Below are 24,579 nucleotides of genomic sequence, written 5' to 3'. Positions count from 1 at the left end.
GAGATAAGCGAGATATTTAGGAAAGGTAAAGTGGTGAAAAATACTACAACGTTTAGTGAATCTCACCACTTTTTAAATCGAATGATTATTGAGCAATTATTTCTGTTTGAATACTCAAATAAGCCTGCTTTACCACCTCTATGCCCGCACCGTTTTTATGGGCGTTTTCGCTTAAATAACGACGCCACGCACGGGCACCAGGCAAACCTTGGAATAAGCCAATCATATGGCGAGTGATATGATTTAGGCGTCCGCCCGCCTGCAAGTGAGCCTCGATATAGGGCACCATCGCTTCAATCACAGCCTCACGGCTAATCACCGCCTTCTGGCTGCCACAGAGCAGTTGGTCAACCTGCGACAACATATAAGGATTCTGGTAAGCCTCACGTCCTACCATCACACCATCTAAGTGCTGCAAGTGGGTTTGGGCCTGTTCAAGGCTAGTGATGCCACCGTTAATGCTGATATTAAGCGTCGGATAATCACGTTTGAGCTGATACACACGTTCGTAGTCTAAGGGCGGGATCTCGCGATTCTCTTTCGGGCTTAAGCCTTGCAGCCAAGCCTTACGCGCATGGATAATAAACTCACCACAGCCCTTAGCCATGACAGTATCAATAAAGTGAGTCAAAAACTCATAGCTATCCTGCTCATCGATCCCGATGCGCGTTTTTACCGTCACAGGAATATCAACCACTTGCTTCATGGCATCGACACACTCAGCCACCAGCTCAGGTTCAGCCATCAAACAGGCTCCAAAGCGACCATTTTGCACCCGATCCGAAGGACAGCCCACATTGAGATTCACTTCATCATAACCGCGCTCGGCGGCAAGTTTGGCGCAGCGAGCAAGTTCAGCAGGATTCGAGCCACCCAATTGTAATGCCAGAGGATGTTCCTCTTGGTTATAGGCAAGATAATCGCCACGGCCATGCAAAATCGCGCCGGTGGTCACCATCTCGGTATACAGCAAAGCATTAGCCGACATTAAGCGCGCAAAATAACGGTAATGACGGTCTGTTAGATCCAACATAGGCGCAATGGAAAAGGTTCTATCTATTGATTTTAGCATAAATTCTTTTATTTCAAGGTGCTTAGCTAATGTAGCTTTATTACAGCTAAAAAATATATTTACTAATTTTTGCACATTTTTAGCTATTTTCCACTTGTAGGGGAACCAATAGGGAACCACAATACATTGGACTTTAGGATTCGGGGAACCAAAAAAATGGCGTCATACAGTATTCAAAAACGAGAAAAAGCAGATGGAACTATTCGCCATCGCTGCCTTATTCGAGTCAAAGAAAATGGCAAAGTATTATACACGGAGCAGCGAACCTTTACCAAACACGCGGCTGCTGATGCGTGGGGTAAGCAGCGGGTGGCAGAGATTGAAACCAACGGTTTTGAAGATACCACGACTGATGCAATTACGATTGGTGAGGTAATAGTAAAGGCGCTTGGCGATCCTAACATTGATGCCAGCATTGGTCGAGCTAAGCGATATTGTCTTAATTTGCTTGCTGACTGCGATGTTGCAAAAGTACCTATATATGAGTTAAAGCCTCATCATATTATTGAGCACTGCAAATTACGCCGTAGTTCTGGCACAGGGCCTTCAACAGTATCGAGTGATGTTAGCGTGATCCGCTGGATACTAAGAATCGCTAAATCTAACTTTGGTTTTGAAGTGTCCCAAGGGGCGGTGACTGATGCATATGATGCACTATATACCCAAGGCTTGATTGCAAAATCAGGTAAGCGTTCTCGCCGGCCAACAGCGATAGAAATAGAAAAGCTTAAGGTAGGTCTAGAGGCGCGTTCTAAACAGAGAGCGGCGCATATCCCATTTGTAGACTTGCTCGATTTCTCGATACTGAGTTGCATGAGGATTGGTGAGATTTGCCGCATCACTTGGGCCGATGTGGATGAGGCTCAAAAAGCGGTGATTGTGCGAGACCGCAAGGACCCGCGCAAAAAGACTGGCAACCATATGTTAGTACCGCTATTGGGTGGAGCGTGGGAGATACTGCAAAAGCAGCCACGGTATGATGAACGGGTATTCCCGTATAACTCCACCTCTGTTAGCGCAGGGTTTCAGCGTGTGAGGGATGAATTGGGGATTAAAGATTTGCGCTATCACGACCTAAGGCGAGAAGGCGCAAGCCGGCTATTTGAGAAGGGCTACTCGATTGATGAGGTGGCACAGGTTACAGGGCATAGGAATATCAATACACTCTGGCAGGTGTATACCGAGTTATTCCCTAAGAGGTTGCATGATAAGGATATTTTAAAATAGTTAAAAATATTCTTAATTTTTTGCATTAGCCCAGTCTGCGATATATGCATCCATAGTGTCGTAAAATCCCTCGCGACACTGTGGCGCTATGATTTCTAAAATTTTTGCTATTACATGCAGCTGAATGCCGCAGTCGTGATTCCCCTGCCTGAATGAAATATACCGCTCAGCAAACTGCATCCCCTGCTCATAGCACTGGCACTCTATCCGATCTAAATTGACATCCGTCATAGCCATTACCCCGCGATTGAATTGGGGTAAAAATAAAAAATTTATTTATATTAGTCAAATAAACAAAAAATAAAAAACAATAAAATTAGCCAGTTACATACAAATATAGTGTATTAAAAGTATAAAAACTAGATGCACAAATTTTGATAAGCTGTTAGGAACTAATTTGATAACGAGGCTCAACAACCTATTTTTAAATGGGATTCTCGAACGATCAGCATCATGAATGGGATAAAAATATGTGTAAAAAATTTAAACGTAAAACAATGTAACAAAATGTAATTAACTAAACATCTATCTCCACAAATGGCAAATCGGGTGCAGTCCCTAGCACCCTACCATCTTGCACATAGATATTGTCGCCAACGGTAGCGGTGCCAATGGCGCGGATGGTGTGGCCGCTGGCGCTGCTGGCGGTGACAGTGCCATCGGCATTAACGGCAGAAACGAGCATGATCTGCCGTGGCAATACCAACGCTGACTGAAGTTGTTTAAGCAAAATAGTGCCCCTTAGTCGAGTGGACAGATCAATGTAATGCTTTGCTCGATATCGATATCGCCGCGATCGCTTACAGTCGCGCGGAGAGTCCAGCTATCGCACACGCCTTTGAAAACTTCGCTGTTGATGGTGACACCAACCAACATGCCAGGCGTTGCGGGTGGTAAATCGGCCATCACTGGCATCGACAAATTCACAGTTAACTTATCGCCCGTTTCTGCCAGTGCGTTGGTGCCGGCTACGCGGGCGGCTTGGTTGTCAACAATCAACTGAGCACTGATATCAGCCGCGGGGATATTGCCCGCACTGCCTGTACGTTTGACTTTTGCGCTAATGCCATGCTGTTCGCCACGCAGCCACACCACGTTACACAATGGATTGCGGCTAACCGAGTCGCTATAGCTAGTGATCACCGCATCGTGCAATGCCAGATCAGGCACTGCGGTAGCCATTGCCCACGGCGCAGTAGGCCAACGCGGTACTATAGTCAGCTTTTTAGCAGCATCATCGGTTAAGATCATGCAGCCCAATTGCCCTACCGCCTCAGCTACTGCTTCGATAGGCGTTTTATTGCCGACGCTAAAGGCACCCGCTGGAATAGTAAAATCAGTGATGCCGTTAAGCTCGACCGTCCAGTCAGTATTTTGCAGTAAGTCGCCCAACAAACCTGCAAAGCTGCGGGCGCTAGCGTTGGTGTAACTGATTGGCAACTTATACGGCGCAGACAACTCAGCCACACGGGATCGGCCAGTGCTGTTATAAGTGGCACTGCCAAACACCTTACTTACGCTTGGCTGTTCCGCAATCGCGTAAAACTCATAGCCGTTGATGCTGATCAGCAATAGCTCATTGTGTGCGCGCTCGGCATCGATACGGCTTGAGAACTCCAAGCTTACCGCGCGGGCCCACTGTCCACGGCTATGGCTAATGCTCACGCTGCTGATCACAATCACTGTGCCGTCTGAAACTCGGGTGCATGTCACCGTTGGCTGCATTAAGTAGTACCTGCGGATTTGGGGTTCGATGGGGATTTTAAAATCGAGTGGTGGTAATACGGGATTGCCGTCAATCAAGCCGCCGCCATCATCCCAGTAACAATAATTAGGTGATGCGGTAAAGCGCAGCACAACGGGATTAGGATCATCAGCTAGCGGCTCATTAAAGCGCAGTGTGACTTTTCCCACTGGCGGACGGTATTTACTCGAGCAAACCCAGCGCGGCGCATGTGGCCCCCACGTAATAGTTTGCTCAGTATCAACTACAATCCCGAGATAACTGATAACGTGCGCGATCTCAGCTTGTGGGCCATCAATCCAAGTGACAGTTACCTCACGATCCACGGCGGTAAAGTTCACCCACGGCAATACAGTCAACGTCACATGGTCCTTTGGCGTTAGCCACACAATCTCAAGGCCAGTTTGATGATCATCCGGTGTTATCCAGTTAATCGCCAAATCACTGCGAACCTCGTCACCCACAGCCCATGCAAACTGCGTATGTATGCCCGTTGATTGCGGGTTAAGCCATTGGATATCGGTATTGAGTTGGGTGCCGTTGTCGTTATCCCACGCGCCAGTGCATTGCGATTCATGCTCGATTGATGCCTCAGCCAGTAATAACGCTTGCTGCACTGGGTTTAAATCCGCCCAACTAAAGCCAAGCTCGATACCAAAGGAATTATCGACAATAACAGGCGCATCATTAAAGCGGATTTTTACAGGCGAGACAGCGTTTAACCAAGGTTTATTGAAACGGATTTCAGTGGCTGTCATGGGCGAATATTCACAGTGTTACCATCAATCAACTCGGCTTTAACACCGTCCACAATAGCGGCACGATAAGTACGATCTCTATCGAAAATGACTACAAACAGATCGTTTGATGTAGTGAACTTCTTCGGTACAATGAATTTGTTTGTAAACCCATCACGCACTAACTGTGTAAAGTTAAACTCGCGCAAATGAATTGACGCGACTGTGACAAGCTCTGCATCCACATCACAGTCAATCTCAACCAATCCTTGATAGTATGGTACATCTACTAATCCACCTCTTATTTCCGTGCCTTTATACATACCATTCCCCACTACACTGAATAACGCATGAGATATTCATTGGTGATGCAGGGAAGTAGTATTTGTCACCACCGAGAGTACGTATAATTGGTAATTCAATTTTAAAGAAGGCGCGAATGTGCGTTACAAATAATCCGGGAATGAACCCCCTACACAGTGGTAGTGATGCGGTTGGTGTACCTTCGTTAAGTAATGGAGCCCTTTGTAAATCAATAGGTGTATTAGTTACAGCAGGGTCAAACTCGGTACTGGGTGCAAAATACAACCAGTCGCTTGAATAATCACAGGACATTCTATAACCAGCACTGTCGGTAGCACCGTCAGTTGCGAACAACTGCACAGCAGATTTAGATCCTCCACAAAAAAATGTAGCATTGCTGTAATCATTAATAAAAGCATCCCCAACGGATTGATGCCCTGTTGCAATTGAAAATATACCAGGGTCATTAGGTATATATGATTCAATATCACCAATAAATATGACAGCGGCATAACCATTTGTGTCGAAATTTTCTTGTAATTTGGTTTCTGGCGACTCAACTATAATGTAAAAAGATCGTGCTGTGGCGATGACCGTCCACCCTTTTGAGGGTTTACCACTAGATGAAAAGTTGGTAGTGAATCCACGAAAACCACATTTATTAATATATGAATCTAACGCTGTAATCTGGTTTGCAGCAGTAAACCGCACTGTGGCACCAACTGCATTACTACCACTGTGCGGTTCAACTTGCACTGCACCACCACTGCCACCTGCCACTAACGAGTTGCTAAATACAGCCTTGTTAGCACTTGCATCCTCAAAAACCAAATTCCAACCAGCCCCGACCATGGTGCCATAACCATTGACAAGACACGCTTTCAAGATGTCGATCACATCAGACGGTTTAGTTATCCGTTGGACTGGCGCACCTGCATCGGTAGAACGATAAACGGTTACTGGTAATCCCATATAAACTCCTGAATAAAATTTGCTAGGTTCTAGAACCTATAAGCGCAGCGCCCTAGCGCCTGCTGTTAAGACTCATTGCCGCGGAATGCGAGTACGGCGCGGTCCGTTGTTATTTGTGAGTGACCGCTTTGCACTGTGCGCAGTAGCATGACTGGCTTACTGGCGGCATAGGTTTTAAAGCGGATGGCTTCGCCTGCATTCCAACCGCCACCAAAGGCTGCAGCGCGGATGATAAAGTAAGGCGCTTGCGTTAGCGGGTTAACGGGGGCAAAGTCGTTTAAGGTGTCACCCGAGGCAATTTGACCAATGCGGCGACCCACGCAGCGGAACGCCGTTTGGCTAGTGAATATCAGCACCCAATCTTCATTTATCGCCGTGTCGTTACGCACTTCAATTGGATAATCGACATTGTTCAAATTGCCTGTGGCGGGTTCGCCGTCTAAATCCCAATTGTTTGACCACGCCGTCATATCGCGCACGGGCCCAACACGGGCTTGCAAGTCACCGAGGTTTTGCACACTCGATACCGTGGCGCCAATGGGGTATTGGCGGCTGAGTTCGGAGGCAAGCACTAACGAGTTTTTGCGCACCTCAGTCACTAGCGCTACCTCACCAATGGTATCGGTGAGGATAAATGGCGCAGTAAAGCCGCTAAAATCACTGTTGATAGTGACAACGCCCGTTTCTTTAACCCATGTGTAATGGGTGTTTGCCACCGTCCACAGGCTTTTGCCTTCGGCATCGGTGATATCAACAAAGCGCGCATTTGCCCGAGCATTGTAGGTTTGCGCGGGCGCAGGGCTGCTTAGCACTTGCACGGCAGTATCTTGAATAGAGACTGAGTTCCACGCAGTGAAGGCGTTAACAATGCCGCCGTTTTTAATCCGCAGCGGATTAAGACCGTAGAGCTCTGGCGGTGGTGATAGCGACACGGTTTCGCTAATGTCGTAACGCAGCGATTTTAAATCTACGTTTTGGGCAAAGCTTAATGAAACGTTGGTACCCGTGATCGTGCCGGTAATGCCTGATCCAGTGATCACCCCTGCCGCATCGCTTGATGCCGATAGCAAGGTATCGCCAGCAACGTTACTCACTTGCACATAAAAAGTGTCAAGCACAGGCGCATCGGTCACTAATGCAAAGTTGGCGATATTGTCCGAGGTCAGTTGCGGCTCAACTAAGCAGTTATAAGTGATGGTAAAATCGCCACGGCTATCTAAAAACTTAGTGGCCACGCCAGTCTCATAATCCAATTGCACTAAGCGCACGCTGTTAGCTGCATCAACAAAGTTACCCTCTGAGGTTTCGGTTAATACTGCGCTGCCTTGGGATGTATTGGTAAACACCACCCGCATTTGGGTTGAGCCAAGAGTGATTTTTTTGTTTGCAGGAAACGCCGAACCATAGCTATACACCGCATATTTAGCGGCTGAAATATACTCAATGGTAATGGCTTCGATATCGTAATAGCTAAGACTTGTTTTGGCTGTAAAAGTAGCAGTAGTGCCAACAATAGAACTATTCCAAATAGATGGCATATTAACTACTTTTGGAGCCAAGCGCAGGCCGTTATTAACGTAATCATCACTCAGTAAATCAGGCAGTTCAAAGATGTACGTTTGCTGTCCTGCGATATAGGGCGTACTGGCGGTTTTAGGGATAATGCCGCTTCCATCATCACCAGAGGTAATCGTATTGCCAGACAATGGATTAAGGGTTTTAACCTTGGGCAACAATTCGGTAATCGTTGACTCAAGCATAAGCTCATTGCCTGTAGATGCCGCAGTTAACTTGCTTACGCCGTGGTACTTAATGCCATCGTTTTCACTCACGTAGCGCATTTTAGTGCAACCGGCTTCGCCATTGATGGTGATATCGTAGTTTGGCGTATTAAAAGGGATCGCGGGTTTAAATTGCACATTGCCAGTTGGTCCACCTGTGACGGTTTCTTGGATCTCGCAAAAGTGCTCAAAGCGCGGATACTGGGCATTTTCAGCGCCTGGATACTCCACGCTAATCACAATCTTTTGGCCTTTTAACAGGGTGACGTTGGCCCAATACTCGGTACCATTAAAAAGGTAACTCGATTGCAAATAGGCACGGGGGAAGGTGTCTTGACCTGCGAGCAAGCCGATCAAGCGGTTGCGGATTAACTGACCAGCGCGTACCGAGGATTCAAGGATTTCAACCATATCCGTCATACGGTCGGCATCGTCTAGCGTATCCGCCTCGGCAATCAACATGCTTACTAGCGGATCTGTCGGCTTTTGGCTAATAAACACATGGACGTCGAGCAGCAACTCACGGCCAGCGGTATCTAATGCCGGATAGCATTTAACGATATCCACCGCGCTCATCGCGTGGTCAATATCCGAGATCGCCGGAAACAACTCATTAAGCTTGCCGGATTGCACAACCAGCTTAGTACGCTGGCCGCCTGCGTCATCACTTGAGCCCAGTTGTTCTGGCTTAAATACTTTTAAATCGGCACGGGTGATAGTCATAAAGTGCTCACATCGTTAAAAACTTAAGGGTGACGTTAGTCAGTTGCGCAAAGCCTTGCACCTCATCAAACACATCTTCGCCGCTGATCGGCGCGCCTTGGGTGTTATCCCAAATCACGTTGTAATCGGTACCCTCATAGCTAAGGGTAAAGGCGGTTAAGGTACTGGCGGCATGGGCCTGCAATTGCTCAAATTCGCTGCGCGCAAGCCATCCGTCTTTAGTGCCAAGTTCCATGGCATGGCCTACTGGGATAATGGTTTGCTGCACCTGCGGCGCGCCATTTAAGGCGCGCTTGGTATTGGCTGCAACCCGCACTTGATTGTTGCGATTCAGCCACAGCAGATCGGCACTAATCGCGATGGTATCAATGGTTGTCATGGGAATCCTTAAAGAAGGCCCTAGGAACAGCGAGGCCCTAGGGACTAAAAGCTAGAACCTAGAACCTAGAACCTAGAACCTTTGTTACCCGCCTATCGATTGCAAACGCTTGATTTCCGCTACTAACTCAGTCACCAAGCTGCGCTTCATGCTGGCATCAAAGGTGTTGTTACCCACTTGCAACTTAAGCACAACCGTATCCGCGCTATTGCCCACAGGGGCATTCTCGCTAGAGGTTGTGGTGGTTGTGGTTTGGGTAACCGCTTTGGTACTCGCATTGGCGGCAGCGGTTTGCTGCTTGGCCTCGGCTTCGCTTTTGGCCTTGGCGGCTTTATCGGCTTCTTGCTGGGCTTTCACTTCTGCGGTGCGGAACTCATACACCTGATTGAGTGTGCGCTCGGCTTCTTGCAAGTCAGCAATGAGCTGTTTATCGCCCGTGCGTTCGGCGGCGGCAAGTTGCTGCTTGAGATCGGCAATCTGCTCTTGATAACGGCGCTTTTCGATTTCATCTTGACGGCCTAGATATCCGTCAAGTTCATCCTGCAGTGACTTAAGTGTGGACTCAGCGCTATCGCGCAAAGAGTCCATGTGCTGCTTGGCGCTGGACAGTGCCGAGTTAAGCAAGGACATATCTTGATCATTGACCAAATCCAACGCTTTGGTGGCACGTTCAGCACTCGAAATAATGCTAAGATTGGCAGAATCGGCATTATCCAGCGCTTCAACCAATTGCAGCAGTTCAAGCTTTTGCCGATAGTAGGCGCGCTCGGCAATCTTGCCCGCCTTTTCAGTTTCCAATGCCCAAGTGCGCAGGCCAACAAAGTCGATGGTTTTAGCAAGGGTATTATCTAACTCGTAGATCACCCCGGTTAAACGCTCGATTTCGTTTTCTACTTCGCCCAGTTCGCCAAATTCCTTTTTGACATTCTGCACACCGTAAACGATGGTGTTAAAGTATCTTGCAGCGCCATCACTTAAGGATTGCACCTTAGTGAGTACCGCCGCCCCTATATCAGCAAAGTATTGGGCGATATCGCCTAGGCCTGTACCCGCATCCTCGGCAGATTTAACTATCGTATCGAGGGTATTAACCACCGAATCGCCCATGTTGCTCACGTCATTATCGACTTGATTAAAGGCGGTGTTACTGTTTTGAGCAAAATTGGTTTGCGCTGAATTGACCTTGCCATATTGATCAATGAGCTTGCCGAGCTGATCGGTTAACCCCATCGCTGCCGCTTGCTGCTTGAGCGAGGCTGCCACAGTACCGTCACTAGACTGGCCGTATTTTAGCGATGCCTGTTCGGCCTTTAGCGCGCTTTCGGCATAGGTTAAAAACGCTTGGTTTAAATCGTATGTCGAGGCGGCACCATCCTTGGCACCTTGTTTAACTTGCTCAAAGGTCTTTTTGGCTTCTGCGGCTTGATCCTGCAATACCTTGGTAGTGGTAATGCCTGCTTTAGCCATCACTAACTCATAGTCAGTTGCGGCTTGCGCGGTTTTGTTAACCTCAGTAGTGAGTTGGCCTTGCGCCTTTGCCAGCTCTGCCGCGGCCTTTTTGGCGTTATCTTGGGCGGCTTTATAGTCATCAACCGAGGCTTGGCCAGCGATAAACGCATCGCGAACTTTACTTAGTTGATCTTGCGCTAGCTGGTTTTGCTCATTGCGCAAATTAACTGTGGCATTGGCTAAGGCTGTATTGCCGTTGGCTAACTGCTGTTGACTATCCGCCTGACTCAGTTGCACATCACCTAGGCGCAGTGTGGCATTTTCAAGCGCAATCTGTGCCGCTTCAAGCTCGGCCATGCTGGCGGTGCCTGAATTTTTAAGGGCGGTGTAATGCTCCTTAGCGGCCTGTTCGCGCGCCTTCCATGCTGCCACCTCTTTGGCGGCAGATTCATTGGCCTTTTCAGCGGCGGCAACGGCCTGTTGGCTAGCCTCAATCTGCTGCTCAAGTTGACTTTTAACCGCCGCTTTTACCTTCTCGGCATTATTAACTTGGGTCTGAGTGGTGCCATCGGAATCAAGGCGAATATCCACGCCCATTTGTTTTAGCGCGGCGGTGGCATCGCGGGCGTCTTGTTCGACTTGATCAAGATAGGCTTTCGATACTGCCTTTAACGCATTGGCCTGTGTCTCTAGCGTTCTGGCTAACTCATCACCGCCGAGAGTACCAACAACCGTGGCCCAACCTTGCAGGATCAAGGCGAACACACCGCTAAGCGTTGCGCCGAATGTAGCCACCACCGAGCTGAACACATTGAATATCAGCCGCACCGACCCCGCGACAACATTTAACCCAGTGGTAAAGGCGTTGATGTTATCGAGTGTCGCTTTGAGGCTTTCGCCGCCATCGCGTACAAGGTTGCGGAAAAAGTCGCTGATATCCTGCGAAGCCGCTTTTATGCTGCCGCTTTTGTTGAGTTCGTCAAACTGCGCATTGAGATCTTTGAGCAAATCAACCGCGACTTGGTACGCACCAGAGTCAGCGATGATTTGTAAAAACTGCTCCCATTTATTGGAGATTAAATTAATCTGCCCACCAAGACGCTCAAGACTTAGCGCAGCTTGACCATTTGCCTGTTTGCCCATTTCGTCAAACAGCTGCTGCATCACCTCGTGGCCAAGCTTACCCTGCTCACTCATTTTACTGAGTTCTAGGGTATTTTTACCTGTGACCTTTGCCAACAAATCCCAAACGGGCACACCGCGTTCAACCAACTGGAGAATTTCTTCGCCTTGGAATTTTTGCTTAGCCCATGCCTGACCTACCGCTAAGATGATCCCCTCTAAATCCTCTTGGCTAGCCCCAATCTTAGCGTTGTAATCGACCATGGCTTGCAGTGAGCCATTCATAGGGTCGATACCAAAAGTCTTTAATGAGGCAAAGGCTTGCTTAGCGCCTTCTAACTCGGTGCCAGTACGGTTGGCAAAATCATTAATCCATGCGGTGGCTTGCTCACCTGCGGCGATTGAGCCCATCATCGCCGTCATTTGGGCGCTAAAGGCTTGGGCTTTATCGCCTGCGGTGAGGATTGACTTTAGGCTTTCCCATAGGCGATCAACGCCAACATACGCGCTCGCCATGGCGATAAGCGAGCCTGTGGCCGCTTTAATGCTGCCACCAAAATCACTCGCCTCTTTTTGCGATTCATTGAGTAATTTATTGTGGCGCTCAAGCCGAGTGTTAACGCCTTTTAAAGCAACTTCGGCGGCGGCTTGTTGAGTCTTTAACTCTTTGCTGGCATCGGCCAGCTTGTTCATATCAATGCCGGCTTTATTGAGCACGACTTGTTGTTTATCGAGTTCGGCCTTGTTGCGACCAAGGCTGGTGCCAAGTTGATTTAACTCGGTGCGGGCGCTTTTAACCTTAAGCGCGTACTCGGCATTTTGTTGCCCAGCTTTATCAACTTCGCTACCGAGTTGCTTTAACTCGGTTGATTGCTTTTCGAGTTCGTCAGCCAACGCCTTGGCGCTGGTTTCGGTATTCTTTTGGGCAGACTCAAGTTGCTTTAAATCATCTTTGGCTTGAGAGAGCGCTTGCGCCTGTGCCTTGCTAGCCTGTGCGCCTTCGCCTTGAGTGGCGGTTAAGCGCTCAACCTCGGCACGGGCTGCGGCAAGCTGCTGATCGTACTTAGCCAGTTCGGCAACGGTTTGGCTGTATTCAGTTTCAAGCTTAGCGGTTGAGTTAGCCGCCTCTTTTTGTGCGGTTTCAAGCTGCTTGGCTTGGGTGGCTGCTTGCTTTTGCTGTTTAACTAACTCATCGAGCGCGCGGGCGCTATCAACGTATTTACGTTCACCTTTGCTAATGGCAGTGGTGAGATCGTCAATGGCAGCAATGGCGGCTTGTTGATTTTTTAAATCATCCAGGCGCTGATTTAAGACTTCACTTTGGTTTGCTAACTCTTGTAATGCCTTTTCAGATTTAGCCGCCTCGCTCGAAAACAGGTCTTTACCTTGAATAATCAAGTTGACGATTTGATCTTTAAAGCTCATGGCATCACCAATGGAATAAACAAACCAAAATAAAAAGCCCACAGCATTGAATAAATGCTGTGGGCCTTTCGTTTAACTGAACTATCCGGAATGTCCGGATAGTTGCACCAACATTATGCGGCGCTACGTTTAAAGAACTTAGACTTGCCAGTGGCAACGATAGAACTATCGGCCAGCACACCGCCTTCGATATCAAAGCTACCGAAGTCATCGCCGATCAAGTCCAAGCCAGCAGTTGGGCTTGGGCTCCATTTGTAGAAGTCCAACACCCAAGGCTTACCTGTGGCATCGTTAACACCATCAATTACCACAGGAACTGTAGTACCTGATTCAGTGAGGGCTTGCAGTACGTTACCGGCTTTTTTGGTGTAGCTGACTTTAAGCGCTTGGCCTGCGGTAATCGCTCCGCCTGTTAAGGCGCGGATACCGCCAGCACTAACCACATAGTCAGTATCTTTGACATACGTTACCGCGCCAGCTTCGTTTTTAACAACTGGAGCAACAGTGGTGTCGATCATAAATGCTGTTCTGGCTAAACCATCCAATACTGCAACTAACGGTTCGTCAGTTACCGCACCAGCAGCAACAACTTCAACTACACCGCGCAGGGCTAACGCCATGTTAGCGTTGCTAAAGTCGTTCATGGTGAATGACAATTTAACCGATTTTACCTTGGTGATTTCGGCCGCATTGCCGCCACCGCCACGGTAGTTAGGTTGGGTTTTGGTTTCTTGCTCGATGGCAATTTTTACGGCTGAGGCGTTGCCAACGTCGCGGCCAGCAACGTAAACGATGCCAGAGCCGATGTAACTCTCGACTACGGTTTCACTCATAGTGATTCTCCAAATTTAACGGTATTAACAAGGGATAGGGTGAGCACCGCTAACCCGTGTTTTTCATGGGCTTCGGGCATGATGTACTTACAGGCTTCTAACTCTTTAAAGGTGATCACCGATGGCAACCAGCTAACTTTCTCCACCGTGCGCTCATCTTTGTAAAACGCGGTGCGAATAGCGCGAACGAGGTTAATGAGATCGGCCGTTGGCGTTTGGGTTTTATCAACGGCAATACCCGCCACCACTTGCAGTACCAGATCATCACGATAGGCATCAACGCCATTTCTAGCGCCAAAGGCATCGGTAAACGGCTGCAAAAAGATAAACATCTTTTCCTTAGCCACGCCTTGGGCATAAAAGCCTTCGCGCACGGTCGCGCCGTCAACCGTTTTTAAACGGTCGATAATTGCTTGGATCATGGGAGTCCTTAACAAAGGAATGAGGCGCTAGGACCTAGGACCTAGTACCTAGTTACTATCTATCCGCGTACTGGCCGTATTTATTTTGCAGATACGCAATAATCGGCGGCTCAATATCGTCGCGGATTTTGCGGAAACTGCCTGCCACTGAAGGGCCGTACATGGCTTTTTGCCCCTTAAGCTTGCGCCAACTGTTATCGCCTTTAGTTCGCTCAAACATGATTTGATTGCCGTTTTTACCAATAACGGTAAAGGTGCCTTTAAACCAAGTTGGCTGATTACGCAGTGCGCTAATCATATGGCCGTCAGTTCTTGAGCGGCCGTTTTTGCCTGTGCGGGTTAATGGTCTGGCAAAGCGGGTTAAGGTACTGGCACGATAACGGGCAGTGATCACCCCTTTTAAGTTGCGCGGGTCCACACTCACAGAGAGATGTTGCTCAATATAACTGCGGGATTTAAAGCCATAGCGGTTAAAGATGGCATCGACAGCCGCCTTTTGCCCAAACTTTACCGTGTCATCAATGGCGCGGTTTATCGCTGGCGCTTGGGCGGCACGGATGCGGTTCAGTTCCTTTGTTACCGCCTCCATTCCTTCAATCTTTATCCGCGCCATGGGCTATTCCTCAATGGTGATATAGATAAATGCCACGCAAACACTATCCATGCTCACGCGCTGAGTCAGTCTGCCCTGTTGGCCATTGGGGATAAAAGCTCCATTTTCGTCAACACTGCCTAGGGCAAAGATATCACCGGCATTGACCGCACCCTCACTCAGTAAGAACTCGGCGCGGCTGATTAGCTCAGGCACATACTCATTGGCTGATGCGGCAATTTCGGCGCCGTTATCATCAAGGCTCACTAAGCGCGTAAATGACTCTGTGCCATCGCTTGGGGTAAATTGGCACGGGTCAGCCAAACGCTTAAACACCCGTGCCATTTTACCGTTCACACGGTCGGCAAAGTTTCTGCCCACGTTAGGCATTAATCTTCACCCAAACAGTGGCTTTTCCATTACCAGCAGCATCCCACGCCTTACCGACCAACGTATTGCCTGAGGCGGTAACCGTTAGGCGTTTGTTAGTGTTATCCCAGTACAGCGCCGCGCCTTGGGCGACAACATCGGTACTGAGTTTAGGTAGTTCAAACACGCCTTCGGTCACGCCTTCGCCTGATGTATTGGCAGCAATAGCGCCGATGGCGACAACTAACAAAATACCTAAAAGCACGGCTTCACCACTGGCGACAGCGGCGGTGGGTGTAAAGCTGATGGTCTTGCCATCTTGAATGTAATTTTTCATCTTGGTTTCCTAATGGAGTAAAGAAGTGACCAGACTCTAGAATCTAGAATCTATAAGGGCGCAGCCCGTTCTAGCAGCGAAGCGCCCTGCTTTATTAATTACACGCCTGTTGATTTCACCAAGCCACGATAATCAAGTGGAGCGACACCAGCATCGATACGCACTTTGGTGGCTACGCCGTCGATAGTGAAGCCTTGTTGCTGTTCGATATAAGGCGTGTCAATACCATCAAGGTAAGCTACCTCAATGGTGTCACGTCCTTGGCCTGCGGCAAGGAACCACGCCGCCGCACTGCTATCATCCAAACGAGCCTCGGCGATCACTTCGGCAAAGTTTTGGATAGGGTTAGCAACACCCGCGTTAATATCCGCACCTTTTACTGAACTAGACTTGATGATCTGGTTAAAGGTGGTTTCTAATGCCACTGGGCATAGCACAAACTCAGGACGAATATTGAGTGGGCGATTACCCGATTTTTGCTTACGCATTAACATGCGCGCCGCATCAAGGCTGGCCACACTTGGGGCGCCACTGCCTAAGTTGCCGTGTTCTGCATGGAATAAAGTTTTACCGTCAGCCATTGCGGGGTTTTTGGTTAATACTGCATACACTAAGTCACCAATGGTTCCCTTGGCAGCAAAGCCCATTTTCATTGGGATATCAGTCAACATGCTCATATCATCGTTGATGATCGCTTGACGGGTAATACTGAATAGCTCGCCATAGGTTGCCAGCGCGATTTGTTGCGCATGGTCGCCAACGGTTACGTACTTATATTCAGCCCCTTCGCGCACTTGACGCAGACTATTAAAGTCGCCAAGGCCGATACGTTTAGCGATATTAAAGTTGCCGAGTTGACCTTTTTTAGTCCAGCGCTCGAAGGTTTCTTCGGCTGTTTCCCAGCCCATAAGCACTGACTTATTAGCCACATCTAACAGAATATTGCCAAAGTCGCTTGAGCTATGAGTAAACGCTAGACCCACCATCTCCATTTTATTGAGTCCTGCGCAGCCAATACCACGGTCCAGCAGTGATGCACGGGCCAGTTCAAGCATGCTGTAACTTGAATAGTGGTTGCTAGCTTCTGCTGTCGCGTGACCTGAACGCGTCATTAACTGGGCGCGAATTGAGTCACCAACGATATTGCCGTTGCCAGAGTGGATAATCACCCGATTCGGCATGGTCGCGGCTGGCGTGGTGTTTTCACCAAGCTTAGCCAAGATCATGTCTTTGGCTTTATCGGCATCAATGGACGCGTCAGCGATACACTGATTCTTTAACTCGGCCAGCTGCGGGAATGCCGCAAACGCCGTGTTAATGCCATTCATGCGCGCGGTATTTAACGCAATCGCAGCCGCTTGAATAGCAGCAGGATCGGGCTGTGCAACTGGTGCAGTATATGGTGCAGGTGCTGGAACCTGAGCATTAATGACAGGTGCGGCCGCTGGAGCGGGTTGTTGGGCAGTTGCTGGTGCAGGAGTATTGATATTACCCTGCATTGCAAATGAAGCTTTCAGTTTTTCAGGCATGTTTTCATACTCCTGGAGTCGTTTTGGATCAATGGATGCAGCTAGCTGCAACGGTTCAATAATTTGGTCAGCTAACCCAAGCGCCACGGCTTCTTGAGCACTTAACCAAGTGTCTGATTTAAAGAATTGAGCTAGCTGTTCTTCACTCAATTTTCCCTTGGCTTTGTCTTGATAAGCCTTACCCATGCTAGCGCGCCATTTGTCTAGCAAATCGGCGTATTCGCGTAAGTCCTCTGCTGTTCCAACTGCGCCGCCCCAGTTGCTATGGATCATCAAGTAGGCATTGGATGGCATGATCACTATGTCAAAGGCCATGCAAATAACGCTGGCCATTGATGCGGCGATGGACTCAATGCAAATTGATTTTTGGCAAGGCCAGCGGGCGAGGATGTTATAAATAGCCATGCCATCAATCACATCACCGCCACCAGATTGGATATAGGCTTTGAGCTGGGTTATTTTTCCCATAGCCCGTAAATCGGTTGCGATTTGTTTGGCGGTAAAGTCCCAACCAACATCACCATATAAAATTAATTCTGCTACGCCGCCAGCAGCGGCTTTCATGCTGTAGAAGCCGCGCTTTTCATTACTCGCGGTCTGACTGTTGCCTTGCGGAGCGATCAGCGTTCCGTTTGGCAGCATTGCGCTTAGCGTTGCTACCGCTACTGCTATTGGGGTCTTTTTCACTATTTGGATCTCCTAGCGATGGGTCGGGGTCGTTGGCGGTCACCATGTGGTTTTCACGGTTGTATTCCACCTCGCGTTTACGCTGGCGCTTCACTTCGGTTGGGTTGCGGCCTCTGGCGCGTGTCCAATCGGCCTCAGTAGCCACGTTGGCTGCAATCATCATTTCCCAACCTTCGGCCTCTTTGCGTGGGTCAATCCACGGCATAGTGGGGCCGTAGTACACAGCATCGAACAAGGTGCGCGGGTCGAGATCGGGCGGTAGCACTAATGGGTCTTGCTTGTTGAGCAATTCCATTTTTAAGAAGTTACGAAACACAGGGCGAGACCAACCGGCACAAAACCATTGCTGCATAATGCGGTTGGATTCGTCTTGCTCAACTAACTCTTGCCGCTGGCTTGAATAACTGCCTTTGTAGTCGCGCGATATGCTCGAGTAACTGCCACGGCTACCCGCTGCGACGGCTTTCATCTGGCCGTTGCGAAATTCCACTAAATGGACGTTGGGGCGATTTGACTCAATCATCCCCACATCTTCACCGGGCTTTAAATCGTCAAACGTCATGCCTGGTGCAATGGGGATTTCGCGATTGCTGGCTTGGTCATCCATGATGTACATCGAGGCATCACCGCGCTTGATATAAAACGCCAGCGCAGCGGCAATCCGTGCGGCCACGCGCTCGGATTCTTCGTAGTCTTTAATGTCGGCTAAGCGGGTTAAAATGCCGTGGAATATCGACACGCCGCGCAGCTGGTGCAGGCGCTTGAATAAACCGAGGTGCATCATGTTTGATGCGGCTACGGCTTTGGTCTTGTAACGAAAACCGACTTGATCAGCGGGGTGATCAAGCAGCACATGATAGTTAACTACTTGGCCCCAGCTGTTAACCTCAAGCCCTTGGCGTACCCGCTTTGCGGGTTCGTTTAACTCGTAGGGGATAAAGTCGGCCTCAAGCGCCTCGATGCTGTATTGAGTGCCCTGCTCGTTCGGATGACCAAACTTGCTAACGCGCCCCATCACATGCTGACCGAATACATCGCCATCACGCAGCGCACTACGCAGCACTAAGCGCTCAAGCTCTGGGCGACTAAAGCGGCCTGTAACATCGCACTTAAGCGACCAAGTGGCGAAACGGCGCTGAATATCGTTGGCGAGTTCGTCCAAGATTTCGCCGCTCATACTGCGCGGCTGCGGCTCAACCACAATCCCTTGGGCACCGATCACCCGTTCTTCAAAGCGGTCTAAGATACCAATGCTTAAGTCGTGGTTTTCATCTAACCAGCGTGCTTGCTCGCGCAGGCTTTTACCCGCCGCAAATACCGCTTGGTTGGCACCACGGCTTTCTTTTTTTGCGCGGTGAGTGCGGCTTGGGTTTGCCGCCTCATAGCCTTTTAAATTGCGGTAGCTCATTGCAGCGGCTTGACGCTGCAAAGCTAAACGCGGGGCAAATATCGCCAGCGCATCGTTGATAATGCTCATAATAATCCTTAAAAAAGGCGCTAGGTTCTAGGGCCTAGGGTCTGCTTTCCCTAGTACCTTTTAACTAAAGCTTGCGAATTTAACCCCGCCTTGTGGGCGGCTATAAGCAGCTAAGCGGCGTTCCCATTCGAGGCGACCTTTGCGGATTTCGCCAAGATCTTCGGTACTCATGGTTTTGCCGTTGATGGTGGTTTGTTTGCCTGCCAATACATCAAGCTCGGCTGCGATATACGCATCGATCATCTGTTGGCATTGTTGTTTGCTCATGGCGTTACCTGTATATCCTGTGGTTTACAGCCAGCCGCCGCTTGCACCGCCGCCGCCACCGTTTAGCCAGCTATTGGCGCTTGGCTTGGGTTTGGTTACGGGTTTAGGTTCTGCGGCGGGTTGTTCGCTATTGGTGGCGATGGGTTTAACGGGCGACAACTTGTCGAGATTGATGCCAAATTTTTCGATGGCGATATACAACGCGGCCAAGGCGTAGACAAAACAGTCCAGCGCCTCGTTACGGCGCTTACCTGCATCCCAGCGGTAAACTATGCGGCCATTTTCCCGTTTAGGAATTTTGCGTTCGGCAGTGAGCTGTTGCAGCTCAATGTCGTCACACACGGATTCATTTAGCGGGAAATGAATAGCCCCAGGCTTACGCACATCCACATCAGGGTCGATGCGCAGCATCGCCATGATCAACTCTTTGGCGTTGTCGGTACCGACTTCGGTTAAGTACACGCCCTTGGCGGTGCGCTTACGCGGAAAGTTAGCGATCGGCTTGCCGTAGACGTTGGCGCCCCTCAGTGGGATCACCCGCATCACGCCAAGCTTTTTACTCATAGCATAAACATCGTCGGTGTAGTGACCACCAGAGTCCCAGCCCGCTACGCCAATATTGAGGATCACCCCATCGGCACGGGCGTAACTTTGGCCGATACGCTCGGCAACTTTGTCTTTTAAGACTTGGCTTGATGGATCGCCATACAGGATAAAGCGGTCGATAAGCGCAGCCTCTTTACCCGCGCCCCAGCCCCACACACGGCCTTCATATCGATCGTCTTGGGTGTCGATACCGCAGGTGAGATACACCACCCAATCAGGTACACAGCCTTTGGGGTACATTTCGCGGCGGCGTTTTAAATCTTCCCACTCAACGCGCTCGCCCGTGTCGTTATCCCACGGCAAGCCCAGCTTGGTGTTGACGAAAGTTTGCAGCTTTTCTTTATCGCCTTTGGCCTTTAAAAACTCGGTGACTAATTTTGCCCAGCTGTTGAGCGAGTTATACGCCGACCAGATATGGATTGAGATATTGGGCGGCGTGGTGATGTCGTTACCTTCGGCATCATAAAAATCAATAAAGTCTGGGGTACGAATGCCAGTGTTTTCGCAAATCCAAATCGCGCTTTGGTGTAGCTCAATTTCATCCAGCAGATTGTTTTCAATGCAGCAACCGCAGTGCTCACACAGATAGTAAGCGGTGCTTAGGTCGTGCTCGCCTTTATCATTTTTGCGCCACTTAATGCCGAATGATTCTTCGGCACCGCCCCATTTAAGTGATTGCAGTTCGCTGCAATGCGGGCACGGTAAATTGAATTTAAAAAAGTGTGGCGATTCACTGCATGCCTTTTCCATTTGGCATGTGCCGAGCACTTTTGGCGTTGATCCCCTAATTGATTTGGGGAACATCGACAGTTCGATACGGGTATCACCTAATGAGGTGGCGTTACCTTCGTGCTCGATGGATTCATCAAAACCCGCTAGCTCGTCGTAGATCACATCATCAGTGGATATTTCGCGGTAGTTGGCCGCAGCCGTACCACCTCGCACCATGAGCGTTTTGCCGTTGCTGAAGATTTTATCTTCTAGGGTGCTGTCTTTATGTTTGCGCCCCATCCACGGAGCCAGCGCACGCCAAACGGGGATATCGCGGATCGCCGTTTCAACGTGCTTTTTCATAAAGGTTTTGGCTTGACCATCACGCGGCTGATAGATCAACACGTTGCGCTTTTTGTGCTCAATCTTATAAGCCGCGTTAGCCATGAGCATTTTGGTGTAACCGACCCGCGCTGACTTCATAATGTTCAGCGTGGTGATTTGGTCGTTACCCATGGCATTAAGAATGCCGATTTGAAACGGTAAGCTCTCCCACTTGCCCTCGGTGTAGCTTGACTCCGACGACATATAAAAATGCTCATCGGCGTACTCTGAGCAAGTGAGCATGGGCGGGCGATAGAATCCACGCAGCCCAGCAGCAACGGCAGCTTTCAGATTTTTAATCTGTGCTGCCGATATACTCATCTAGAAGGTCCTCGATACCCGCTGCGAGTTCGGCAACGGTGTTTTGACTTTTAATCACCTCCGCTCTAAAAGCGTCGATTATGCGTTCTGGAATGTCTGGATATTTGCGCTTCATACGAATGTGGGTTTGATCCAACACTGGGGCGATTTGCGCGGCGATACGATTAAGCACAAAGACACAAAAGCCGACCTCGACCACCTCTTTGCGCTCTTTTTCGTTTTTGATTTCTTGGCCGTCTGCTTGTGCCTTGGTTAAGCGCCAGCGCTCATAGTCGAGATCTGGCTTTTCTGGATCATCCTCGTCGGGTTTGCTGAGGTGTTTTTTACGCTCGTTGGCGACGCGATTGGCCACCACATCGGCCATGGTATACAAGCACTCACGGCCCTTTTTGCTGTGAACTGGCACATCCCATTTATCAAACGCTTGAGTACTCAACCCTAAGCTTTTGCAAAGGTCGGTTTTATTCAGCAGTACAGGCGCTGTCTCTTGGGGTTGAATGCGGGCCATTATGTTGTTCTACCTGTTTTAACTGTGCCTTTAGCACTTGCGTTTGCAACTCATGCCGCTCCGCGTCGCGCCTATCTTTAAACGCTTGATATATCCAGTTAACAAGAAATGTAAGCACTGTTAAAAATATCCCTATCCACAGCGCTAAATTATTCACTGTAAATACTCCTCCGGCTGCTGTTGTAGCGGATGCACTATAAGACGCAGCGGCGAGCATTTTTTGCGTGCCAACTTCGCGGATTGATTCAGTTGAGTTCATTTAATTTGGCCTCACGCCATGTTTCGATATTCTGCAAACCGGTATCGCATTTGCGGATCACAGCTAAGAGTTGAATGATGCAATCTGGCAGATCGGCATTAGCGTCCGAACTACATTCGGCGGGTAAGCACTGGCTGATCAACTCTTTCGGCGGCAGCACATACTGGGTCTGCTTGGTGATTACGGTGCGCACAATAGGCGGCGTGTTTGAGCAACCGCTGAACATCATCAGGCACAGGAGTATTAGCCCAACTGCGAGTTTGTTCATTTGATGATGTCCTTAGTTTTTTAATGGCATCGCGCTGATCGGCAAGCTGCTTGTCAATCTCGGCCTTGGCTTTTGCGGCTTGTTGATTGAGTGCTAAGGCAAAGGCGTAATCCTTAGCGAGTCGGTCACGTTCTTTAGCCTGCGCTTGCAGCTCATCGCTAACGGTCGTGAGGTCATCCTGCAACATGCGCTGGTTAATGACGGCAGACTCTAGCTGTGCTTTTTTAAGCGCTAGATCGGTTTTAGTGGCGGTGAGGCTGATACCCAGTAATGCAATCACCAGTATCAGCGCGCCGATAATGTACACGTGCAAGGTGCCTGTGGCGTTAATCAGTTTTTGGAACATAGAGATCCTTAAGGCATATCGCCTGTTCTTTTTGGCGCCGTACTTCTAAACCAGGCAATTTGACGTTATTGGCATAAACGAAACCATTGCAGCCATGTTTGCCGCAGGCCTCAGTGAGTTGGCGGCAAGCCGCCACCCGTTCTCCACGCTTTAACAGCTTTAGCAAGGTGGAGGATTGAAAGTTGCCCGCACCAAAGTTGTAAATGAGACTGAGGTAAGCGGCGTGCTCACCTTCGGTTAACTGCACCGGATGCGTAAGGCGGCGCAGCTGGCGATCAGCTTTGCCTAAATCCTCGGCGAACATTTCAATGCATTGTTGTTCGCTAAAAAACTGGTTGAGTTCAAGCTCGGGGCCTGTATGCCCAAAGCAAGCCGTAAGGATTTGCACCGGATCAAGGTAGGTGTGCAAAATCGGCTCACCGCTTGGGGCTTCGGCTGGGGCAATTAAATTCGCCCCTGCCAATGCAACAGCGGAGGACAGCCCAAGTGCCATGAGTTTTTGCTTTAATGACATGGGCAAGACTCCTGTAAGTTGGTTAGCCTTAGCGCGGCCAACGGTTAGATCAACGGTGAAGGTGGCCGCCTCTAACAGCTGATGTTTTTAGTGTTTTTCAACGTCCGTAGTTAGCATGTTTAAACCACGGCAACACATACCCACCACGGCCACCATTGCGGCGGCCGCTTTTGTTCAGCTGGGTTTGGCTACACATAATCTTTTTGCGCTACTGATGCATTAACGGGGCGCGAACCCGAACTACGTCATGCCGTTACCATTCCTAAAAATGGCTCGACCACCTTTCGCTGACTGCGTTGCTATTGCTTAGAGCAATGCGAACTCTCTTTTGGATTACACCTGTGAGAAATCAGGCGGCGGTTATTGATCTGCCAGCAAACCGAGTAGCGTTATTTCATGATCCACCCCATCTTGAAAAACAATCTCCAAGCCAAGTTTGGTCGCTAACGCATATTCCGCTTTGGCACCTTTTGAACTCGCCCAGTTATCCAGCAGATAAATCCGATCGCAGCACATCAACATCGGCAAGCAAATTGCCATGTACTCGGGTTCGGTTAATCCGTCCGGTAGCGTTGCAGGGTTAAGCACAATATGGCCAAGCTCGCGCTGAACATCGGCCGCCAAATGAAACTCGGGGCGATTGCAATCAATCAACCCAGTCATAGGGCCAGCGATATAGACTTTTTTGCGGAGCGAGACACGAGCCATAAAAGCACCAAATAAAAAAGGCTCCACGAGGGAGCCTTTGAGCGGGAGATAGCGCAACTTTGAAACGAAGCTTTAGCAAGCGTATATAAATCTACCCGATTTTAAGGGGCTTGAAAGCGGCAGATCTGCCGCATAATGCGGCAAATGTGCCGTTTCCAAATTTGTAAATATGTGATATGTGAAAATTTAATCACATAACTTTTTTCGTTTTACTTATCACTTAACTGATTTTGCACGGAAAGACAGAACCATTTAGCCAGCTTTGGCAAAATGGTCACATGACAAAACGCGATGGTGTTTTGATTGAATGATCAAACGATCAAAAAAGATCTGACAAAGTTGCTATTTAACCTGCCAGCGAAAACCTAAAAAACCACACAAAGCTGAAAGTTAAAAACTTAGTTTAAAATCAATTAATTATTTAGATATTGCGGTTTGAGCTTTCGGAGGTTAAAGCCGCTGCTCCATAAAACAACAACTCAACCCCAGAAAATTTTCGTATGTAGT

24 protein-coding genes are annotated in these 24,579 nt (G+C 49.1%); 1 reads left to right on the top strand and 23 read right to left on the bottom strand.

Translation table 11 applies throughout. From position 1 onward, the window contains the following. Nucleotides 1–85: 85 nt before the first annotated feature. Nucleotides 86–1,072, bottom strand: coding sequence for a tRNA dihydrouridine(20/20a) synthase DusA (gene dusA / locus KXJ80_RS06405; protein ID WP_259474637.1), 987 nt, complete (start codon nucleotides 1,070–1,072; stop codon nucleotides 86–88). Between the two features lie 156 nt (nucleotides 1,073–1,228). Between dusA and KXJ80_RS06400 the strand changes: the two genes are divergently transcribed. Beyond that, on the top strand, nucleotides 1,229–2,299 hold the full coding sequence (locus KXJ80_RS06400) for a tyrosine-type recombinase/integrase (protein WP_259474636.1): 1,071 nt from the start codon (nucleotides 1,229–1,231) through the stop codon (nucleotides 2,297–2,299). A gap of 517 nt (nucleotides 2,300–2,816) precedes the next feature. On the opposite strand, the gene KXJ80_RS06395 is transcribed toward KXJ80_RS06400, so the two are convergent. From KXJ80_RS06395 to KXJ80_RS06295, 22 genes are all read right to left on the bottom strand, one after another. Then, the gene (locus KXJ80_RS06395) at nucleotides 2,817–3,029 is read right to left on the bottom strand and encodes a hypothetical protein (RefSeq protein ID WP_259474635.1); all 213 of its coding nucleotides are present in this window, start codon (nucleotides 3,027–3,029) and stop codon (nucleotides 2,817–2,819) included. An 11-nt stretch (nucleotides 3,030–3,040) separates the two neighbouring features. After that, nucleotides 3,041–4,801 carry a hypothetical protein gene (locus tag KXJ80_RS06390; protein WP_259474634.1) on the bottom strand — a complete coding sequence of 587 codons (1,761 nt, stop codon included), beginning with the start codon at nucleotides 4,799–4,801 and terminating at the stop codon, nucleotides 3,041–3,043. After that, complete coding sequence (locus tag KXJ80_RS06385; RefSeq protein ID WP_259474633.1) at nucleotides 4,798–5,103, bottom strand: hypothetical protein; 306 nt, start codon at nucleotides 5,101–5,103, stop codon at nucleotides 4,798–4,800. Before KXJ80_RS06385 ends, KXJ80_RS06390 begins: the two co-directional genes overlap by 4 nt. Next, complete coding sequence (locus KXJ80_RS06380) at nucleotides 5,096–6,055, bottom strand: hypothetical protein (RefSeq protein ID WP_259474632.1); 960 nt, start codon at nucleotides 6,053–6,055, stop codon at nucleotides 5,096–5,098. Before KXJ80_RS06380 ends, KXJ80_RS06385 begins: the two co-directional genes overlap by 8 nt. A gap of 65 nt (nucleotides 6,056–6,120) precedes the next feature. Next, on the bottom strand, nucleotides 6,121–8,559 hold the full coding sequence (locus KXJ80_RS06375) for a hypothetical protein (protein ID WP_259474631.1): 2,439 nt from the start codon (nucleotides 8,557–8,559) through the stop codon (nucleotides 6,121–6,123). A gap of 7 nt (nucleotides 8,560–8,566) precedes the next feature. Then, nucleotides 8,567–8,938 (bottom strand): hypothetical protein, encoded by a 372-nt coding sequence (locus tag KXJ80_RS06370; RefSeq protein WP_259474630.1) that lies wholly within the window; start codon nucleotides 8,936–8,938, stop codon nucleotides 8,567–8,569. A gap of 84 nt (nucleotides 8,939–9,022) precedes the next feature. Further along, a complete protein-coding gene (locus KXJ80_RS06365; protein ID WP_259474629.1) occupies nucleotides 9,023–12,934 on the bottom strand; it encodes a tape measure protein in 3,912 nt (1,303 codons plus the stop codon). Nucleotides 12,935–13,047: 113 nt separating this feature from the next. Then, nucleotides 13,048–13,767: a phage tail tube protein gene (locus KXJ80_RS06360; protein WP_259474628.1), complete on the bottom strand. Its 720-nt coding sequence runs from the start codon at nucleotides 13,765–13,767 to the stop codon at nucleotides 13,048–13,050. Further along, complete coding sequence (locus KXJ80_RS06355; protein WP_259474627.1) at nucleotides 13,764–14,189, bottom strand: hypothetical protein; 426 nt, start codon at nucleotides 14,187–14,189, stop codon at nucleotides 13,764–13,766. The genes KXJ80_RS06360 and KXJ80_RS06355 overlap by 4 nt, the downstream gene beginning before the upstream one ends. Before the next feature lie 55 nt (nucleotides 14,190–14,244). Then, nucleotides 14,245–14,802: a hypothetical protein gene (locus KXJ80_RS06350; protein WP_259474626.1), complete on the bottom strand. Its 558-nt coding sequence runs from the start codon at nucleotides 14,800–14,802 to the stop codon at nucleotides 14,245–14,247. 3 nt (nucleotides 14,803–14,805) lie between these two features. Further along, nucleotides 14,806–15,171 carry a hypothetical protein gene (locus KXJ80_RS06345; RefSeq protein ID WP_259474625.1) on the bottom strand — a complete coding sequence of 122 codons (366 nt, stop codon included), beginning with the start codon at nucleotides 15,169–15,171 and terminating at the stop codon, nucleotides 14,806–14,808. Next, nucleotides 15,164–15,487: a DUF2190 family protein gene (locus KXJ80_RS06340; RefSeq protein ID WP_259474624.1), complete on the bottom strand. Its 324-nt coding sequence runs from the start codon at nucleotides 15,485–15,487 to the stop codon at nucleotides 15,164–15,166. Before KXJ80_RS06340 ends, KXJ80_RS06345 begins: the two co-directional genes overlap by 8 nt. Before the next feature lie 98 nt (nucleotides 15,488–15,585). Further along, on the bottom strand, nucleotides 15,586–17,703 hold the full coding sequence (locus KXJ80_RS06335) for a ClpP-like prohead protease/major capsid protein fusion protein (protein ID WP_259474623.1): 2,118 nt from the start codon (nucleotides 17,701–17,703) through the stop codon (nucleotides 15,586–15,588). Continuing rightward, nucleotides 17,603–19,180 (bottom strand): phage portal protein, encoded by a 1,578-nt coding sequence (locus tag KXJ80_RS06330; protein WP_259474622.1) that lies wholly within the window; start codon nucleotides 19,178–19,180, stop codon nucleotides 17,603–17,605. The genes KXJ80_RS06335 and KXJ80_RS06330 overlap by 101 nt, the downstream gene beginning before the upstream one ends. Before the next feature lie 60 nt (nucleotides 19,181–19,240). Continuing rightward, nucleotides 19,241–19,447 (bottom strand): DUF6148 family protein, encoded by a 207-nt coding sequence (locus KXJ80_RS06325; RefSeq protein WP_259474621.1) that lies wholly within the window; start codon nucleotides 19,445–19,447, stop codon nucleotides 19,241–19,243. A gap of 24 nt (nucleotides 19,448–19,471) precedes the next feature. Then, complete coding sequence (locus tag KXJ80_RS06320; protein WP_259474620.1) at nucleotides 19,472–21,469, bottom strand: phage terminase large subunit family protein; 1,998 nt, start codon at nucleotides 21,467–21,469, stop codon at nucleotides 19,472–19,474. Continuing rightward, entirely contained in the window at nucleotides 21,444–21,977 is a 534-nt protein-coding gene (locus tag KXJ80_RS06315; RefSeq protein WP_037428057.1) for a terminase small subunit, read from the bottom strand. Before KXJ80_RS06315 ends, KXJ80_RS06320 begins: the two co-directional genes overlap by 26 nt. Beyond that, a complete protein-coding gene (locus KXJ80_RS06310) occupies nucleotides 21,931–22,236 on the bottom strand; it encodes a holin (RefSeq protein ID WP_259474619.1) in 306 nt (101 codons plus the stop codon). Before KXJ80_RS06310 ends, KXJ80_RS06315 begins: the two co-directional genes overlap by 47 nt. Continuing rightward, nucleotides 22,223–22,462: an Rz1-like lysis system protein LysC gene (lysC, locus tag KXJ80_RS22490; protein WP_375164135.1), complete on the bottom strand. Its 240-nt coding sequence runs from the start codon at nucleotides 22,460–22,462 to the stop codon at nucleotides 22,223–22,225. The genes KXJ80_RS06310 and lysC overlap by 14 nt, the downstream gene beginning before the upstream one ends. Beyond that, nucleotides 22,347–22,850, bottom strand: a complete 504-nt coding sequence (locus tag KXJ80_RS06305; RefSeq protein ID WP_259474618.1) for a hypothetical protein — start codon at nucleotides 22,848–22,850, stop codon at nucleotides 22,347–22,349. The genes lysC and KXJ80_RS06305 overlap by 116 nt, the downstream gene beginning before the upstream one ends. Next, complete coding sequence (locus KXJ80_RS06300; RefSeq protein WP_259474617.1) at nucleotides 22,831–23,364, bottom strand: lysozyme; 534 nt, start codon at nucleotides 23,362–23,364, stop codon at nucleotides 22,831–22,833. The genes KXJ80_RS06305 and KXJ80_RS06300 overlap by 20 nt, the downstream gene beginning before the upstream one ends. A gap of 360 nt (nucleotides 23,365–23,724) precedes the next feature. Continuing rightward, entirely contained in the window at nucleotides 23,725–24,072 is a 348-nt protein-coding gene (locus KXJ80_RS06295) for a DUF4406 domain-containing protein (protein ID WP_259474616.1), read from the bottom strand. Nucleotides 24,073–24,579 lie beyond the last annotated feature (507 nt).

It is taken from the genome of Shewanella xiamenensis (assembly GCF_024971755.1).
GTDB lineage: Bacteria > Pseudomonadota > Gammaproteobacteria > Enterobacterales > Shewanellaceae > Shewanella > Shewanella xiamenensis.
The sequence above is the reverse complement of the archived record's forward strand: the minus strand, read 5'-3'. Positions and strand labels throughout refer to the sequence as shown.